Source organism: Pumilibacter muris (assembly GCF_943193045.1).
GTDB classification, from domain to species: Bacteria; Bacillota; Clostridia; order Christensenellales; family Pumilibacteraceae; genus Pumilibacter; species Pumilibacter muris.
This window is the reverse complement of the sequence record NZ_CALPCN010000007.1, coordinates 1-19,674: the sequence shown is the minus strand read 5'-3', so window position 1 is coordinate 19,674 and position 19,674 is coordinate 1. Positions and strand designations below refer to the sequence as shown.

Annotated in this window: 6 protein-coding genes; 4 read left to right on the top strand and 2 right to left on the bottom strand. The window is 47.2% G+C overall.

What is annotated here, in order from left to right; genetic code table 11:
• Position 1: 1 nt before the first annotated feature.
• On the top strand, positions 2–916 hold the full coding sequence (locus NFR62_RS08300; RefSeq protein ID WP_251617336.1) for a hypothetical protein: 915 nt from the start codon (positions 2–4) through the stop codon (positions 914–916).
• Positions 917–1,006: 90 nt separating this feature from the next.
• Here the strand turns inward: NFR62_RS08300 and NFR62_RS08295 are convergent, their stop codons facing one another.
• Together NFR62_RS08295 and serC are read right to left on the bottom strand one after the other, a co-directional pair.
• The gene (locus NFR62_RS08295; RefSeq protein WP_251617334.1) at positions 1,007–2,173 is read right to left on the bottom strand and encodes a phosphoglycerate dehydrogenase; all 1,167 of its coding nucleotides are present in this window, start codon (positions 2,171–2,173) and stop codon (positions 1,007–1,009) included.
• 14 nt (positions 2,174–2,187) lie between these two features.
• On the bottom strand, positions 2,188–3,264 hold the full coding sequence (gene serC, locus NFR62_RS08290) for a 3-phosphoserine/phosphohydroxythreonine transaminase (RefSeq protein ID WP_251617332.1): 1,077 nt from the start codon (positions 3,262–3,264) through the stop codon (positions 2,188–2,190).
• Positions 3,265–3,664: 400 nt separating this feature from the next.
• On the opposite strand from serC, the gene NFR62_RS08285 reads away from it, so the two are divergent.
• The 3 genes from NFR62_RS08285 to NFR62_RS08275 form a co-directional block, all read left to right on the top strand.
• Positions 3,665–9,400 carry an RCC1 domain-containing protein gene (locus NFR62_RS08285; RefSeq protein WP_251617330.1) on the top strand — a complete coding sequence of 1,912 codons (5,736 nt, stop codon included), beginning with the start codon at positions 3,665–3,667 and terminating at the stop codon, positions 9,398–9,400.
• A gap of 30 nt (positions 9,401–9,430) precedes the next feature.
• A complete protein-coding gene (locus NFR62_RS08280; RefSeq protein WP_251617328.1) occupies positions 9,431–14,653 on the top strand; it encodes a hypothetical protein in 5,223 nt (1,740 codons plus the stop codon).
• Between the two features lie 27 nt (positions 14,654–14,680).
• Positions 14,681–19,674, top strand: a 4,994-nt coding sequence (locus tag NFR62_RS08275) for a hypothetical protein (protein WP_251617326.1), incomplete at its 3' end; no start/stop codon positions are given.

Here is a 19,674-nt window from a genome sequence, read left to right as displayed (position 1 = left end):
AATGGCGTTTAAAAATGCGTTAAAAATGCTTGTGAGCAAATTCGGGCTTATGTGGGTTCTTTTGCTTTATATAATTATAACGGGCGCGATAGTTGTGAGTTTAAGCTTGCCTTTCGCGTTGCCTGTGCTTAGGGTTTTTAAAAGCGAGGGTGTGGGAAAGTTGATTTACTCGCTTTTTTCAAGCTCTTCTGTTGGCGACGGCATAGACGTGTGGTTCGACAATGCGTATGCCGTTGTTCGCGCAATGAAAAACAGCCTTATAAAAAACCGCGCCGCCGCATTCAGCACGGGCGCGTTGATAGTTTTCGTTTTGATTTTTGCGTATAGATTTATTTTCGAGCTTTACGAAATACCGCTTTTAAACGTTTTAGAGGGCGCAATGTCGTCTAACGCGCGAATAGGCTTTACGGGCAGATATGTTTCGAACATAGGCAAATCATCGAAATTCGCTTTGGTAAAAATGTTGTACACAATAGTTTTCGACGCGATTATCGTTTTGGCGGTGTACTGGCTTTTCGTTTTGTTTAATGTGCGAGTGCTGAAACTTTTTGCCCCGTTCGTTATTATGCTTGTGCTTTTGGTTTTGTTGGCGTTTAGGTATGCGTTCATTTCCATGTGGGCGCCCAACATAGTGATACGAGACGGGGGAATATTCCGTTCTTTCGGCTTTTCGTTTAAACGCGTGTTTCGCAACATGGGCAGCGTGTTCACAACGTTTTTGATTTCTTGGACTCTCATTATTGCCGTAAATTTGCTCGTGGGCGTGTTCACTTTCGGCGCGGGACTTATTTTAACGGTGCCGCTCTCGCTACTTTTTATAAATCTTTTGAACATGGCTGTGTATTACGGAAAAAACGGAAAGCGCTATTATGTGGATTCGGCAACGGTGGTTACTCCGCCCGTTGTATCCGAATAAGGTTTTTCACCGAATTTTAACAGTGAAATTAAAAAACGGCGAGACGCGGTTAAAATGTCTTGCCGTTTTTAGCCGTTTAATCTGCTAAAACTATTTTATTACTCTTACGCGAACGATATTTTCGAGTTTGCGGATTTTATCGACGGTTGCGTCGGGCACGTTTTCGTCGAGGTCGAGAATTGTGTATGCCATAGAACCGCCGGACTGCGAATTAAAGCTGCCGATATTTATTCCTTCTTTCGCTATTAAGTCGCTGATTGACGAAATCATGTTTTTAACGTTTTTGTGGAACACGGTTATGCGCACTTTTCCGCTTCTCGCGCTCTTGCAGTTTGGAAAGTTTACCGAGTTGGTCACGTTGCCGTTTTCCACAAAATCGACTATTTCTTGCGCCGCCATGCGCGCACAGTTGTCTTCGGCTTCTTCGGTGCTTGCTCCGAGATGGGGGATAGTGATAATATTTTCTATCCCGAGCAATTCCTCGCAAGGGAAATCGGTTACATAGCGGTTAAGTTTTCCGCTCTTTATTGCGGCTATCACGTCGGCGTTTACGGCAAGTTCGCCGCGCGAGCAGTTAATGAGATTTGCTCCGTCTTTCATTTTGGCAATGGTTTCCGCGTTTATCGTGCCTTTCGTGCTCGGCAAATAGGGAATGTGCAAAGTAACGTAATCGCATTTGGAAAGCAACGCGTTTAAGTCGGTTTCCTTTTGAACGTTGTGGTTTAACGTCCAGGCGGCGTCGATTGAAATGTAGGGGTCGTATCCTATAACTTTCATGCCGAGCTCTACGGCGGCGTTAGCTACACGCGCGCCTATTGCGCCCAGCCCGACAACTCCGAGCGTTTTTCCCGTAATTTCTCCGCCCGCAAAAGCCTTTTTTCCGCTTTCTACGCATTTTGGCACTTCCGCGCCTTTTCCCGCAAGCGACTGAGCCCACGCTATTCCGTCGGTTATTTTTCTGCCGCACAATAATAGAGCGCAAAGCACAAGCTCTTTAACTGCGTTTGCATTCGCACCGGGCGTGTTGAACACAACTATTCCTTTTTCGGCATACTCGGCTGTGGGAATATTGTTTACTCCCGCGCCCGCGCGCCCTACGCACAGAACCGATTCGGGAACGGCATAGCCGTGCATATCGAAAGAACGAAGCATTATCGCATCGGGAGCCTTGCATTCTTTCACAAGCTCGAATCCGTGCGATTGAAAAACGTCGGATACCGCGCCGCTTATTTCGTTTAATTTTAAAACTTTGTGCATTGGTGTTCTCCTTTTTAACCGTTCGCTTTTTCGAATTTAGCCATAAAGTCTACGAGCTTCTTAACGCCCTCTATGGGCATGGCGTTGTAAATCGAAGCTCTCATACCGCCCACAAGCCTATGCCCTTTAAGAGTGAGCAACCCTTCTTTTGCGGCTGCCGACACAAATTCTTTATCGAGCTCTTCGCTGGGAGAAACGAAAGGCACGTTCATCAAGGAGCGGAATTCTTTTTCCACGTTGTTGGTGTAGAATTTGGAGTTGTCTATAAAGTCGTAAAGTATTTTTGCTTTTTCTTCGTTCATTTTTTGAACGGCTTTCACGCCGCCGAGTTCTTCGAGCCAACGGAACACTTCCATAGCCACATAGGTGGAAAAGCACGGGGGAGTGTTATAAAGACTTTTTTCTTTGATTTGCGTGCTCCATTTCATCATTGTGGGGCAAACGGGATTTGCGCAGTCTTGCAAATCTTTGCGAACTATAACTATGGTTACGCCTGCGGGACCTACGTTTTTCTGCGCCCCCGCATACAGCGCTCCGAATTTGGAAACGTCGATTTCCTGACTCAATATGCAAGAGGATATGTCTCCCACAAGAGGAATATTTCCGGTGTCGGGCACGGAAGAATAACGGGTGCCGAATATCGTGTTGTTGTAGCAAATATGAACGTAGTCGGCGTCGGGGCGAAACATGCTTTTATCGAGTTTCGGGATATATGTAAAATTTTTGTCCGCGCTCGAAGCCGCCTCAACCATATCGCCGTATTTTTTTGCTTCTTTATAGGCTTTGCCCGAGAAGTTGCCCGTAACTACATAGTCGGCTTTGCCGCTGCGGTGAATGTTGAGCGGAACAGCCTCGAACTGCATGCTTGCGCCGCCCTGTACGAAAATAATATCGTAGTTCTCGGGCACGTTCATAAGTTTTCTGAGCCGTGCTTCCGCTTCGTCGTTTATAGCTTGATACGGTTTTGAGCGATGACTCATTTCCATAACCGATATGCCTGTGCCCTCGTAGTCGGTAAGCCCGCGTTGCACGCGTTCGAGTACGGGTAGCGGGAGCATGCTCGGTCCTGCCGAAAAATTGTAATTTCTCATAATTTTAATTCTCCTATTCATACATTATACATAAGTCGGGTTCATTAGGCAAGCGATTTAAACGCCTGAGCGAAAGCATTTGTATTCTAACTTGCAGTCTTTGAGCTTTGTTGTTTAAAATCGTTTTCGAATATTTAATTCTTTGCTTAAACAGCGCATAAAACGCGCAGAATAATTTTGACGACGATTTCACCTAAAAATCGCGTTTTTAATAAAAAACGGCATTTTTAATAAAAAATTTCGCTCAAAATCAAAAAAATGCGAATTTTTACTCGAAAAAAGTGTTAAATATACGCAAACCATTATTGACTTTAATTAAATAATGTTTTATAATAATATATGATACCTATAAATTAGCTGTGTAATTCTACACACCGAATTGCGAAGAGGTTTGTTTTAAATGAGTAGCAATATAAGAAAATTCAGAATATGCGCCGTGTGCCTTAGTCTGCTGTTCGTGCTGACTACGGCTTTCGGTCTTTTGGCTTTATCTTTAAAAGGCGCTTATGCCGCCGACGGACGAGCCGCCGCATTGCAGGGAGAACTCAAATTCAAGCAAATCGCGGTAGGCGAGGATTTTGCTATTGCGCTCACTTACGATAACGATTTATATGCTTGGAGTTTGCTCGATACTGCCGTAGAGAAAGGACTTAACGGAACTGTTACGGAAAGAGTCGAAAATAATATAACTACTATAAACGTTACGCCTAATACGGGAGTTGACACTCTCGGTAAATTTTATCCAAAAAATCCCGTTAAACTCGATGTTTATTTAACGGGTGTTAGAACGGGCTCCACCGTTGTGTCGGGGTTGCCTAAACCTTCCAATTTAGGTTCGGACACTTATATAGGCGAAAACGACAAAATCAAACAAATTGCGGCAACGAGAAAAACCGCAGCGTTTTTAACCGAAAAGGGTTTGATATATACTTGGGGCTACGAATCTTCCGAGCCGAGTGCAAACGCTACTTCAACCGATTTATTGTTGCGCCCGCGTACCGCCGAAACTGCTTATCCTGCAGCTAACCACTATTTAATACCGTCGGTAATTAACTACGGCGGAACTTTTAACAGCGTGAAAATATCGAATATGTTGCCTATCGGAAAGAGCGGAACCGACGGCGCAAGCAATAGCTCCGATGATATTGCGGAGTTTGAACTTTCTTCTTCGGAATATAATTATTCGTTATATCATAAAAGATGGTCTCATTCCGAAAGCTCCGGTTGGCGTTTAGTGAATTCTAATTTTATTTGGGGACAGAACGCTTACGGGCAACGTTACAATTCCGACTCTAACGTTTATGCGCTAAATAAAAACGAGCAAAGCGATTATTGGGTGGCTAACGGCGACAATTCCGTGTTGTCGCAAGTTTATCTTGGAGACGGCAACGTTTATTATATCAATAATAACAGCTTGCAAGTTCGCGGCAAAAACTATGTTGTTCCGACTTCCGAGATTCTTAAAGCTAATTTGAGCGGCACCGCTACCGAGCTTAACGGAATATTTAATCCGTTCGGAAGTGTTGGAGCGGTTGGCTACACAATGGTTAAAACCGGCGCCGAGTTTTTAGGTAGCGGTTTTGGTGCGCCTTTGGGCACAGGCGCTATGGGTACGTTAGATGGCAATTCTTATGTGGAAATCCCTAATGCCGTAATGAAATTTACTTCGCTCGGCGCTTTAACGTTGCAGGCAAACGCCGTAACTGCGGAGCTTAAAGATTCGAACGGCAACAAAAGAGCGGACGTTAAACTTTCTCAGTTTTCCGCCGCCAACGGTTACGGCTATGCTATTAACAGCGACGGTAAACTTGTGTTTTGGGGCGATAACCGTTTGCAACAGGGTACAGGTAATTTAACCGACCAAATAGTAACGTTAAAAAATGTAAGCGAAAACACAGGATTTAAGCAAGTTGTTGCGGGCAAGGTTCTTTCTGGCGATTCTATTATAGAGGGTATTAACACGCCGATAGTTACGGGAAGCGACACTAAGTGGGCTGACGATTATAACTTGGCGGCAAAATACGTTGACGGCAGCACTTTGATTAGCGCAACGTTGTCGTCGAGCGGAATAAACGTTTTCGGTGCATATAACGGGGATAAGTTCGATACCACAAAAGTAGACGATTTGCTTAAAGCGAAAGGCGTGTCTGTGGGCGGCGCAAATTCTATTGCGGCGTTGTTCGGCGGTTACGGGAACAATTTGTTCGTGCTTTCCACGCTCGGCAAGATTTACCGCGTTCGGTTTGACGAGTCCGCTATTCAAGACGCGAAATCCGACGGTACTTACAATTCCGCAAATCTTGCAGATTATCTTGTTTGCGAACAGTACGATAAATTCTATGTAACCGTTTATAATAGCGACGGAACTAACACGGGTTGTTCGGAAACCGTGAATTGGTCGGTTGGAAGCGAAGCTTCTAAAATAACGTTCAATAAAGATTACCTCGACAGTTCGAATAATTCTTTGGTTAGCGCAGTGGTAGGACTCGACGTAGACGGGGGAAGCGCTCTTAACGCAAACAATTCTTTAATCAAACCGCAGGTGCCCGAAGGTAGCGAAAGTTTGGTTGCCGTGTCGCCTAAGTATGCCGTTACTAATAATAATTCGGGCGACGCTTACAGAATGATTTTGCCTTTGGCACAATATACCGCTATAAGCAATAGCGAAAATTTAAATATTCCTTCCGATTTAAAAGATATTGACGCATCTTACAGCGGACTTATTGACACTCCGAGTGGCGTCAACGGTTGGAATCTTGAATTCTATTGGAAAGAGGGAACAAAGACGTATGCCGAACCCATACCGCAAGACGTCGCTTTCCGTTACTTTAAAATAGAATACAGATATGCAAATGATAGAGTGGAGTTTGTGCTCACCCCCAAACGTTCCACTGCGGGCAAATCGATAGTTATAAAATATTGGGTGGGGCGTTACGACGCCGACTTGAACGCAAGTCTTGTGACGTCGACGGAAGCGAACCCCGCGTTTATGTTCTACGACTTTAAACAAGCAAGTTTGGAAGTGGAAATTGCGGATACGCAGTTCGCTAAAAACTATACTTTAAGAGTTGATAACAACAACGAGAACAGCAATTCTTCGGTTCCGTTGCTTGACCCTAACAATCCGTTCAATAAGCATTATTCCATTGCGGCTATGAACGTTTCGGAAGGCTTCAATAAACTAATTGAAAGTCTTGCCGCCGAGTTTAACGTTACCTCTGAAAACATAGTGGGAACGGCTAACGACGCTAACATGGGAAGCGTTAAAAGGAAATTGTTGGAGCTTGTTGGCGAGCAAGACGCCGGATTCCCCGCGCTTTCGAAAGTTAGCGACGGCAGTCTCGATTATTACGGAGTGGAAGGATATTACGACAATCTGTATAGATTCTTTGCAACTGACCACGACGGCGACATAATAGAATTCGAAAGCGTTTCCACAATAGGTAGCGACTACAAAGAGTATTTCGATTTTGCCACAAGAAAAATCACGGTGGTTTTGCCGTTCTCGGAATTCGGCTCGTCCGTATCGGTTGACGAAGCAAAATTGAAAAATTTGTTTGAAAAAACCGAAGCCAACGGCAACGTTTTGCGTTTCGACAACAAATACGGTTTAACGTTGCGGATTATAAAAACAACAACGGATAGCGGCGACGTGTTCAGCATGGAAATAAGCTACGAAGTTCTTACCGTAACCGCAAAAAAATCCATGACCGACACTTACGTTACCTATACGGAAAAAGCCGCAGGTAGTTACGATATTTCCGCTCCCAAAACTCTTATAGATACGGGAAACCCCATGAACTTGTTGCGTCCCGTTATGGGCAAGCGTAATGCGTCGGGAGAATTTTCCGACACTGTAATGTTTGAAAACTCGAATGCGGATTTGCGCGGCGTAGAGGTATTTACGCAATCGTCGCTCACGTTTAAGGAACGTTCTTCGGCTGATGCGGGAGCTATTTATAATCCCGTTGATAAGCATGAAATTTTCGGTTCCGCTTCCGCAGGCAAAAATGTGTATACCATGAAAACCGTACCGCTCGCTTTGGGTATTTCGAACACGGGAATAGGCGGAGGACAGTACAGAATTTATTTGGGCGATTTCTTCGACGATTACGAGAATTTGCGTTTTTCGTATAAAGGAGACCCCGACGCGCTCGACGATTTGAAAGCGACGTTCGGACCCGGCTTAAACGCTGTGGAAATTACCGACATAGGAGAAGAATCGGGACGCGGACAGTATATAGAAATAAAACCGTATCGCGAGGTCGCGGGCGCTCAATTTACTTTCGAGGTTCGCAGAATAATGTCGGGAAGTTCCACATTTGCCGACATGAACGAAACGGCATATATCAATTTTACCGTTGCCGCAACATTCGGCAAATCCGACCTTTTCTCTAAAGTTGCCGGAGCACCTGACAAATATAATATAAACGGTAGCGAAGAAATAAAGATTAGAGACCGCATGCAAACAACCGAAGAGTTTTTAACAAGAACGGGAATGTGCACGGTGGAAGTGGAATCAAACGACGAGACTGTTGTAACCGTTAAGCGCAGCGACGATAAATTGAAGTTTGTGCTCACGGGTAAATCGAGCGGCAATGCTATTGTGACATATAAGGTTAAACTTTTCGGTAGAAACGAGTATGTGTTCACCGACAGTTTCGAAGTTCAGGTAACCACGCAGGCGGCAATGGATGTGCCGTATCAAGTTATAGACAGAACAAAAATTTATTTCAGCGAACTTGAAAACTATGTTAAGCGCATGAACGAGCTTGGCGATGTTTCGCTTAGCTTAAAAGAAGATAAGCCGTTCCGCACCGAGCAAACCGACGGAGACGCGTCTTTGCCCGATTCCGAACTTGAATGGTACGAAGTAGAGAATATTAAATTCTTGAAAACGCCCGAAATCGACAGCTCGAAGCAATTTTTGTTGCTTGCAATGGGAGATTTCGATTCTTCCGAAACTCCTCCCACGTCGCGCGTTGTGGTTACTTTTGTTGATAAAGACGGAAACGAATACGACGTTGCGTTCCGCGTTTCTCCCGCCGCTATGAGCGTTAAAGATAAGCTCGCGGGCAAAACCTTTACTTTCGATATCAACAAAGCTAACGGAACTATCGCGGTATACGGCAGAGAAAGCGGCGACGGCGTGGAAGAAGCCAAAAAGCTTTATGCCGAGCCTTACGAGAACGGCAAATTCTCTATCGGCGTGGAATTTTTTAAGAGCGTAATGGAATGGCCCGAAACAAAAAGACACGTTATTGTTGCCGCGCAAACAGACGGAAGCAAGTATATCGAGGTTACCACGAGTTCGCCCGAAGACGCGACTGCGATTTTAATTACGCCGCTTTATCCCACAACCGAAGACTTGGTTGACGGTTGCACCGTTCAAGTGTCGTTGCGCGAAACAACGGACAACACCGTTACGCTTCTCAGTTTTTATGTGCGCGTGTCGGGCATAAAGATTGTGCTTGAAAAAGAGGAATACCGCACGGTTATACTCGCCGTATTTTTCAGCGTGCTCGGTTTGCTTGTTATAATATTCTTTATTCGCATGGGCGTGTATTGGAAGAAGAAAGCCGACCAACGCAAAATAATCAAAAAGAATCAAACGCTTATCAAGATGCGCGAAAAGATGCACAATAAAACCGAAGCGGTTAATAAGCGGAACGTTGTGCGCACTAAGTTGAAGATGGAAGACCCCAAATATGCGCGCATGTTCGACCAAATGCGTCGCGAAAAAGAAGCCCAGTCGGGAATAGCTCTCGACAATTCTTTGGTGGCTCAAAAAGTGGATAAAAAGGTTAAAGCCGAAAAAGCCGCAAAGAAGAAAAAGAAGAAAGGTTCGCTCGACGAATTGCAAGCTCAAATCGCGGCTAAGCGCGAGGCAATGGAGCGTATGCAAGCAGGCGACTTCTCGGCTATGCCTGAGGGTATGGCTACTGTTGTGGACGTTCCGCCTATGGACGGCGTTGTGGTTGAACAACCCGTTTCCGAAGAAATGCCTGTGTTCAACACCGCCGATTTGGATTCTATGACGGCGGAGCAACTCGACGAGCAACTTAGAGCCACTTTGGGCGACGACCCTATTATATTCGAAGCAGTGGAGCCCGACCAAAACGGCGGGAATCAATAAACGCGAGGAAATGCGAAGATGCGGAGTGAGATGAGAATTCGAAAAAAGAAAAAAATATTCGGCGTTGCTCTAATGCTTTTGCTTGCGGCAACCGTTTTGCTTGCGTTTTTGGCGGGGCAAAGCTTAACTGCCGCTAACGCTTCGACGGAAGGCGATTTTTCGTCGAGCGGTTCTCTTATAGATTATACGGCGCCTCTCGACCATACGATTGTGCTCGATGTTAACGGTTCGGTAAACACAAACCGCGAAACTACTTACAACGAAATTTTGTCTAATAACGGCAAGCATATTCAAAGAGATATAGCGGTTGAAGCGTTGTTGAGTCCCACTTTGCATCCGAGTTCTGAGTTTGCGTCGTATCGTCTGTATTACGCTACCGACATAATTAACTACACGACCGAATTTTTCAGCATAGAAGCGGCGCCGCAATCAAGCGGCTGGTACAGACAGATAAGGATTACGGCGAAAAAATCGACTTCGTTGCTCGAATCCACCGATGACTCGCAAAACCGTAATCCCCGTTTTGCTCTTATATTAAAAGACGGTTCGGGTAGCAATGCAAATTCCACAACCGTATGCGTCGAAGTTTCGGTAACGTCCGAAAGACCCACTATGGAAGGCGTGCCTTCTACCGTAAAAGAATTTTATGTGGGCGCGGAGCTTAACGCGAACAGAACGGGCGAACTCCCGAACGTTACTTCCGATTATTCTTTGCCAATTCGTTTAACAAATCGTAATTTGGTTAAAATCGACCTTCAAAACTATCTTGTTGGCAGAAAGCTGTTTTTTACAGACCCTAAAAACGAAACCCATACGGTAATTGCGGCGAACGAGCAAACGGATTATTCGAATTTGGACCCCGACAAGGTTGGAGTGTTTAGAAACGGAAGCAGATATTTAACGTTCGAGGATTTAAATTCGTATTATATTTCCAACACACCCACTACGGGCGCTTTGGTTAACGACGATATTTCCTTTACGGAGAAAGTTCTTAAATCGCGGCGCGGTTTTACGATTTCGGTTGACGTAACAAGTTTGGAAGCTCAAATTTCGGCTTCCGACGGAAAAGGCTTTTGGAACGGCGAACGCTACTGGGAATTGCCTATAACTTTGCATCACGTTACTACCAACGACGAGCTTACAATTCGTTTGCCCGTTGTGTTTATTCCCGAAAATTCGCCCAAGCAAAATCCCGATTTCGGAATGAAAACCTCGCTCAATGCGGGAAGCAGTCTTGTGCAAGAAAGCGACAGCCAGGAAAATATTTCGGGCTTTGGCAGCGTTAGAGTGTATCCTACGTCGCTTTGCGATTATCCCACGCTTTCAAAATATGAAATGTTCTTTTTGGAAGCTAACACTCCCAATCCCTCAACTAATATCGTTGAAGTGAGCGCAGGACCTGCCGACGAAAGGGGCAGGGTTGAATATTATTTGGTTCACGGTTTGGAAAACGGCACTGCCGACGTGAATTTTACGGTTCGTTTCAGTTACGGCAACGACGAATACGAATCTCTTACCGTGCCCGTAACTTTTAACGTTTACGGAAAATACAGCAATTTAAGTTTTGATATAAACGGAACGAAAGCTCACCGCTACACAATTAACTCGGGGCTTTTCAGCAGAATTAAAGCCGACGGCTATCAAATAGTTGGTGCGGAATTAAAGAAAAAGGACGGCGACACAACCGACTACGCCGCCGTTACATGTTCTAACGGCACAATCACCATAACTCCCGTGTCGAACGTATACGACCTTAACACCGTGAGCGTAGACGTTACTTTCGTTAGTATGGAAGGACGCCGCATAGTTTTGAATTGCCCCATGCAAATAAACATGAAAGCGGGCGATTTGTTCACAGGTTGGAGACTGTGGCAAAAAGTTCTGTTTTGGGTAGGACTCGGGCTTGCGCTCGCGCTTCTTATCTTGCTTATTGTGTGGTTGTTCATTCGTTCGGCTCACCGCCGTAAACTCGACGAGCTTGAAACGAGCGCACCTACGAGCGCGTATATAATTAAGCTCAATTCCACGATTGCGGCGGCTCAGGCTCAGCAACGCGCCGCAATTCAGCAACAGGTTGCGCCCGTCGCGCCTGCTCCGCAACCCGGCTCTATGCTCCAACTCGGAGCGGGTCCCGCGTCTACTCCCGCGCCCGCCCCCAACACGTTGGCGCTCGGAGTTACTCCGCAAACGTCCACTCCCGTGTATTCCGACACCGTTATGTCGGCAACTTCGGGACCGTCTATGTCAACCATTCCGCCTACAACGTCGTTCAGTAGGCCTCCGGTAGCCGACGAAATATACATTCCCATTTCCGATGAAGAACTTTTAATTCGTATTTACGAAGAACGTTTCGAGCCGCGCGGCATGTTGAAACGCACGTTCGACAAGAGCAAAGATTTGCAACAGCGCGAGCTTGAAAAGGAAAAGGAGCGCATACGCGAAGACGTTCGCAGCGGCATGAGCATAGAAGAAGCTTGCAAGTCGCTTAAACAGCGCGAGGCTGAAGCCGCAAGCGGATTTGTTGCTATGTCCGCTCCCGCAACAAGCGAACCTGCCGTTCCTGCGGTAGACCCGTTGATTGCGGCGTTGGGCTTCGACCCGAGCGAACCTATCGTGTCGGACGTTAAGCGCGAAGAGCCTAACGAAAGTTGGAGCGAGGAAGAGAAAAAACTTAAAGAAGCGGAATACAACAACAGCCGCTTGCATTCCGAGCTTAACATTATCGAAACGAGAATTGCCGCCATAACTGAGGCGACCGAAAAGACGAATGCGGAACTTGCGGACGCGAATTTCGTTGTCGAGTCGGTTGCGGGCAATATTAAAGAATCGGAGCAAAAGCTTGACGATAAGAACACCGATTTGGCTGTTGAACGTCGTAAGGCGGCGAAAGAAGCTCTTAATAAAGAGATTGCGGAGCTTGAAGCGAAAATCCGCTCCGATAAAGAGGTAGCGGCGGCTAAAAAGGCGGAAATCGACGCGGGCAACGGTTTGCTTGCTCGCATAAAAGAGGTTTCCGACGATTACGCCGGCAAGAAAGAGGCTACGCAAGCGCTCGTTGCGGCAAGCGACGGAGAGCTTGAAGCTGCGCGCGAAGAAGCGCGCAAGGCTGCGGAACTCGCGGCAAAGGCAAAACGCATAGCCGAGCTTAACGCCAAACTTGAAATCCTCAATCCTATGATGCTTACGGTGAACACGCTCGACGGAGAAATTGCCGAGATTGCCGAAGCGATAGAAAACAGCGTCGCGGCAAAAGATTCTCGCAAAACTCAGGTTGCGACTCTGCAAAACGAGCTTATGTCTACAACCGACGCCACGCAGATTAACGAGCTGAGCACGCAGATAAAAGCTTTGAACAAAGAAATATCCGAATTAGACCGTAGCTCCACTGCAAATACTACTCTTAAATCCGATAAGAGCATAGAAATGAAATCGGTGTTCCGTAAGGCTAACGAGTTCATTGAAAAAGAGGAAATAGAAGTAGAAGATATTATTCCCGCCGAAGACTTGATTATAGGCAATATTGCGCTTAACAAACTTCGCGCACAGGTTGAAAAAGACAAAGCCAAAGCCGAACAGAACGTTGCCCACTGGCAGAGCGAATGCGACGCGCTTACAGGCGACCTCGATTCCATAGTTATGGACGCTGCGGCAGGAGTTGCCGAGCGCGTTAAAGCCGCCGAAGAGGAACTTGCGGAAGCGCAGGCTAAGATTGCCGAAATGGACGCGAAAATCGAGGCGACCGAAGACGAAGAGGAAAAGCTCAATCTTACTATGGAGCAGATGACTCTCGGCGAAGAAGTGGCGACGCTTGCGGCGAACCTCGAAACGTTGCGCGCCGAAGGCATAAAAGAGAATTTCGAATTCCGTTCTATGAGCGAGTCGGAGCTTGAAAATGCCCGCGAAGAACTTGCGCGCGCAAAAGAAGATTTCGAAAAAGCTACCGAGCGGTTCCACGAAGTGAACACGAACGTAAATCCTTTGGATTTGATTACTTCCGGCAGCGGCGTAATTTCCAAAGAGAGAAAACGTATCGAGGCGGAGAACCTCAAAAAGCTTGTTAAAGAACAGCAAAACGCAATAGAGCAGGCAAAACTTCAAGCGCAATTAGCGCAACAAGAAGCCGAGCGCGCGGTTGCCGACGCTCAGCGTGCGTCCGAAGAAAGCAAAGCGGAAGCCGAGAGACTTGCGCAAGAAGCTTTGGAAAGGGCGGAAGCGGCGCGGCTCGAAGCGGAACAGCGAGCGCAAGACGAAATAGAGCGTATGCGGCTTGAAGCGGAAGAAGCCAAACGCGCGGCTGCCGAAGAGGCGGAAGAGGCAAAACGCCTTGCCGAAGAAGAGGCGGAAAAAGCCCGTCTCGAAGCTGAGGAAGCAAAGCGCCTTGCCGAAGAAGAAGCGGAAGAGGCGAAACGTCTTGCCGAAGAGGAAGCCGAAAAAGCCCGTCTTGAGGCGGAAGAAGCGAAACGCCTTGCCGAAGAAGAGGCGGAGCGCGCAAAGAGAGAAGCCGAAGAAGAAGCGGAGAGAGTTCGTCTCGAAGCGGAAGAGGCTGAAAAGGCGAGAATCGCCGCCGAAGAAGAAGCAAAGCGCATAGCCGAAGAAGAGGCGGAGAAAGCCAGAATCGAAGCGGAGGAAGCCGAAAAAGCCCGCCTTGCCGAAGAAGAGGAGGCGAAACGCCTTGCCGAAGAAGAGGCTGAAAAGGCGAGAATCGCCGCCGAAGAGGAAGCAAAGCGCATAGCCGAAGAAGAAGCGGCGCGCAAAGCCCGAATAGACGAAAAAATCGCTAAGCGCAAAAGCGAAATCGCAACGCTCAGAGAGGAACTTAAAAACGTTGTCGAAGAGGAACAGGGGCTTGCGTTGCGCGAAAAATTCTACGCTATGCAACTTGCGCTCGACGAAGACGAAAAGAGTTCTACCGAACTTGTCGATTTGCTCAATAAGTCTATGGACGACGCGAGCCATGCGGCGGAGTTGTCGCGGTATAAAAAGCTTGCTAATCAGAAGCCGCGTCGCATAGTTAAAAAGGTTACGGAACGTGTGAACCGCGTGCCCAAGAAGAGAGCGGGAGCACGTCCTGCCCGTCCCGGAGCGCGTCCGGGCGCCCGTTCGGGTGCAAGACCCGCAGGTGCGCGTCCCGCCCGTCCCGGAGCGCGTCCGGGCGCAAGACCCGCAGGCGCACGTCCCGCTCGTCCCAGAGCAAGAACTTCGAGCGTTACGAGAAGACCTTCGAACGGAAGAGGTCCGTCAACTAAAAAATAAAAAGGAAGAAAGGCGCGAGAATAAGTTATGAAAAATATGTTTGATGAAATCAGTAAGTTCTCTATGGCAGACGACGCCGACGATTACGATGAATACGAAGAGGAATTCATCGAGCGCGACGAAGAGTACGACGACGGCGAAGAAGAATACGAGGACGAAGAGTACGACGACGAGGAGTACGAAGACGATTACGACGATGAGGAAGAGTATGAGGAAGAAGAGCCGTACGAGGAAGAATACGACGACGGCTACGACGACCAATACTACGACGACCGATTGAATCAAGTGCTCGACGAGTTGGCGGAATTAAAGCGGAATATGGCTCAACCTGTTGCGGCTCAGCCCCAACAGCCGTTTTCGCCTATTCAGCCGCACCTCTTGTTCTCCATTCCTCAGCAAAGCAACGAAGTTGTTATGTACAACGAAATTTCGCGTCTGCGCGACGAACTTTCAAAGACGCAAAATTCCCAGTCGTTGCATGTGGAGCTTTCGCGTCTTAAAGAGGATATGGAACGCGAGAAAAGGCAGAACGAAACGCAGTTCTTATCCGAAATCAAACGTCTTAACGAAAAAATAGAAGAGCTTCAGCAGCCCGCTCAAAACAGAGCGGCGCTTTCCGGCGGACAAACGGCGGGATATTTGCCCGAACCTGCGCCGCAGCACGTTCCTCAAAAAGAACTCGGAAAGCTTGTGGGAATAAGCGAATCGCTTCTAAAATCGACGCGCGAGTCTGATTCCCGTATAGTTTCCGACGTTGGGGAAGTAAAAACAAACATAGCCGACGTTAAAAGCAATATTTCGGACGTTAAAACGAACATATCCGATTTTAAAAGCAATATAGACGAAGTATATTCAAATGTTTCGGAAGTTAAAACGGCGGTTGCCGACGTTAAAACAAAGCTTGAAAGCATGAGCGACGACGAGCTTAAAGCCGCTTTAACCGAAATTAAAGAAACTTTGAAAACTCTCGAAGAGCGCCCCTTGTGCGTTGATAGTTCGGAAGCTATCGGCAGTATGTCCGACGTGCTTGCCGAAATTGCGGCGTCTATAATCGCGCTTAAAAATTCCGTAGGCGAAAACACGGGCGTGGGGTCTATCGATAAAAAGCTTTTAAACAAGATAGCGCGCATTAAACCCGAAAGCGGCGGAGTGGATTTAACCGAAATCATTCGCTCGGTATACGAGTTGAAAGGTATGCTCGGTAGCAACGACCCCGACCGTCAGGCGCTTGTTAATATGGCGCTTAAAGCGTATACCGACCTCGACCTTTTGCATGCCACGCTTAACAACAGCATAGATTTTCGTTCGAAACTCGAAGCGGTGGAAAATTTTGTGTCGGCTGTAAACGCGCAAGACTTTATAACTACCGACGCGCTCGGCGCTTACGATATTGTGGTTAAAGAGCTTCTCGACACGCCGCTCGACCGTAGCGTGTTTGATTCGCTGTGCTCTTTTGCGACAGCCACAGGAAAAATAACGGTTTCTTCGGCTAAGAAAGATGCCGTTAATAAGTTTATAGCGTTTTCCGAAAGAGCGAAGCGCGAAGATATAGACACGATTTTGGAATTTTTGCCCGAAATGGTCGCGGCAAGAAACGATGCGGAAGGTTCTAAGAACTTAACCGCTAATTCGGGATTGTACGACGATATAATTTCGGTGAACGAGGAACGTTTATCAGAAACCGACGACGCCGAAAAGCGCGCGTCCGAAGCTGAAATAAAAGCTCTTATAGCCGAACTTTCGGATTTGAGAGTGGGTGACGTTGCGAGTTATTCTCCCGCTATGCCTTTGCCTACGTCCGACGCGGTAAGTTTCGACGAAGGCGATTCGGTGTCGGATAGAATTAACGCGCTCACTCAATCGATTGCCGAATTGAGCAATTCGGTAAACGCTATCGTTGGCAATTCGGCTGCGTCGTCAGGAGAAAAGGCGTTTGCGTCCGACGATATTGCCGCAACCGCCGTTCAACCCGAAATAATGTCGGGTGCCGAAAATTTGACGGGCGAGCTTGAAAATCTTAAATCCGCTCTTTACGCTCTTAACGCGAAATTGAACCTTGAGGAACTTTCTGCGGCAATCAATCAAAATTTTGCCGATGTAACCGCGCGTCTTGCCGACATAGAGGCGGGGATTGCGGGCGGAATAGCGGTTTCCGATAACGTTTCTTTTGAAAATGCCGAATCGGCAGACTCAAACGAAATAATAGCGGGAATAAGCGAAAAAATAGACGCTATGGCAGACGACGGAAGTCGGGAGGTTGTGCTTGGCGAGCTTGCCGAAATTAAAGAAAAGCTTGCGGAAACCGGAGAAGTTATAAATCAAATCAACGATTTGCGCGCCGACCTTGCGGTTATTACGGAGTCGGTAGGTTCTTCGGCACAGTTCGATAAGTTGTTCGACGATATTGCGGCGCAATTCGATAAACTTTACGACGACCTTACGGCGGTAGACGGCGAGACAGCCGAGAAATTCGACGGAAAACTTACCGAAATCAAAGAAACGCTCGACGGTTTGGTCGCTTCCGATTTGTCGGCTTCTGTGCTTGACGGTATAGTGGATTTCAGAGCGTCATACGAAGAAAACAAGTCTTTGAGCGCAGCCGACAGAGAAAAAATTCTCGAAGATTTGGCGTTTGTGCGCGAACAGGTTCAAAACAGGCTCGACGCGCAAGCTAACGAAACTATAAACAACGAAGAACTTGCGGCGCGTATAGCGGGCTTGCAAGAAGAATTTTCCGACAATATTAAAGCGCTCGAAGATAAAATTGCGGAGCTTGACGTTTCGACCACCAACGAACAGTATGCTCAGGCATCCGAAAAGCTTTCGGAACAGTTGGTAAATCTTACCGAAACGGTAGACGAATTTGTAGCTACGCAAGACGAAGCCGATAAGCAAGCGCTTGAAGAACGCCAAAATATTATTGCGGCGATAGACGAACTCAAAGAAAAGAGTTCGTCTATAGAAGACGTTTTGGCAACAAACGGCTTGCTTGCCGCCGACAATCAAAACGCGCTTATAGAAGAGCTTCGCCGTATTCTCGACCAAATAGTGCCCGCTCAGGCTCCTGACGGCAGCGTTGGCAACGTGCTATACGACGAAATTACTCAAATATCGTTTAAGCTCGAAGAGGTGCGAGCGGCTTATGAACAGGCAAACGGTGAAATATCCGCAACTCTTGCCGAAATCAAAGAGCAAGTTCATCTTAAAGAGCTCGAACAAAGTCTTGCCGCAGTTAGCGCGTCGGAAGAAGAAAAGAAAACGCTTCTTACCGAAGTTGCCGCGCTGCGCGAGCGGTTGAGCGGCATTGAAAGCGCTCAGGAAATTCAAGCGAACGAAATGTCGGCGCAGTTTGCCGCCATTGCCGAGCGTATAGACTCGTTAGGCGGTGCGGCTACCTCGCAAGCGGCGCCCGAAGTGAAAGAAGCTATAGAAAAGCTTGACACACGTTTAAGCGATTATATTGCTTCCGACGTTACCGCCGCCAACATGGATTTGCTACTTAACAATCTTAACGATATAAAAACCGTTCTCGAAAGCGACGGAATTAAAAATCTCGGCGAACATACTGTTGAGGACGTTAAGCGCTTATTGGAAGAAGTTTCCGTAATAAAAGAAAAATTGCTCGGAAACGCGGGCGAAGACAGCGCGCTCAATATGCAAATTCTTATGGCTGACGTCGCCGATATTAAGGATAAACTCAGTTCGGGATTCGAATCGGTGGGCGATTTTGTGAGAATGCAAGACGACCTCACGTTTATTCGCAATCAAATAGAAGCGAATATAGACGGTGCTCCCGAAGAAAATTCGATTGCCGAAACGTTGGAGAACGAGGGTATGTCGATTATAATGGACGACATAGCCACAATCAAAGAAAAATTAGCGGCATTCGACGAATACGATACCGTTTCCGAAATTCTTTCGTTGCGCGAAGACGTTAAGGCGGCGAGAATGCTCGATAACACCGACATGACGGCGGAACTCGAAAATTTGAGAAACGATTTGCTTGAACTTAAATCGGATTTGTCGGATATTAAAGCCGTTAAATCGGACGGCGAAACTGTTGCGAGCGCGAACGTTACTCCCACAGGCGACGAAGTGAATATGTTGCTCGGTGAAATCGTTTCGTTGCGCGACGAAATTCAGGCGTATAAAGACGACGTTGCGAACATTCTCAACGCGCAAAGCGAAAGCCGTGCGGAAGAGAACGGCTCCGACGAAAACGTAGGAACTATATTAGACGAAATTGCCGGGTTGCACAGCGAAATTGCGGGCGTCAGAGAGGTAAACTTTGCCGAACAGGCTGACGAAATCGACGCAATAAAAACCGCTCTTTCGGAAATCCGCGACATGATTTCGCGCCGCACAACCATTTCCGACGATGGTGCTCAAAGCGAATCCGTCGGGTCAAACGAGTTGAACGTTGTGCTCGACGAAATAATAAATTTGCGCGACGAAATTACCGCGCTGAAATCCGATTTTGCGGAAACTAAATCCGCGACGTATACCGAAAGCGAGCAGTCGTCCGATTCGGAAATTGCCGCGCTTGCCGACGAAATTGCGGAATTTAAGACTGAACTTTATTCGTTAAACGAAAAATTGAACGCGGTTTCGGATAATTCCGCGCTAACCGAAGAGTTACAAAATTTGAACGCTCAAATTGCCGATTTGCAAACGCTTGCAATAGGCGGTGCGGTTGCGGAAACCGATTTCGAATCCCGCGATTCCATTATGGGCGAATTAAACGAAATTAAAGAAATGCTTGCGGCGTCTGCCGAAAACGTCGTTTCCGATGCCGCCGTTTCCTTAGACGATTTATACGGCGAAATGCTGTCTTTGCGTCAAGATATGGAAAATATCAAGCTTAGTCAGCCTATTGCAACCGACGACGGTAACTTTACAGTTGATTTGGCGCCCATAAACGACCAATTATTCGAACTCAGAGAACAGCTTGCAAACATGCCTGTGCAGAACGCGGTAGAGGCGGAACCCGATACTGCGGTACTTGAAGAAGTGCTCACGCT

Excerpts from the sequence above, each read along its gene's own strand:
- NFR62_RS08295 (WP_251617334.1), bottom strand. The coding sequence starts at position 2,173 with ATGCACAAAGTTTTAAAATTAAACGAAATAAGCGGCGCGGTATCCGAC.
- NFR62_RS08280 (WP_251617328.1), top strand. The coding sequence starts at position 9,431 with ATGAGAATTCGAAAAAAGAAAAAAATATTCGGCGTTGCTCTAATGCTT.
- NFR62_RS08300 (WP_251617336.1), top strand. The coding sequence starts at position 2 with ATGGCGTTTAAAAATGCGTTAAAAATGCTTGTGAGCAAATTCGGGCTT.
- NFR62_RS08285 (WP_251617330.1), top strand. The coding sequence starts at position 3,665 with ATGAGTAGCAATATAAGAAAATTCAGAATATGCGCCGTGTGCCTTAGT.
- serC (WP_251617332.1), bottom strand. The coding sequence starts at position 3,264 with ATGAGAAATTACAATTTTTCGGCAGGACCGAGCATGCTCCCGCTACCC.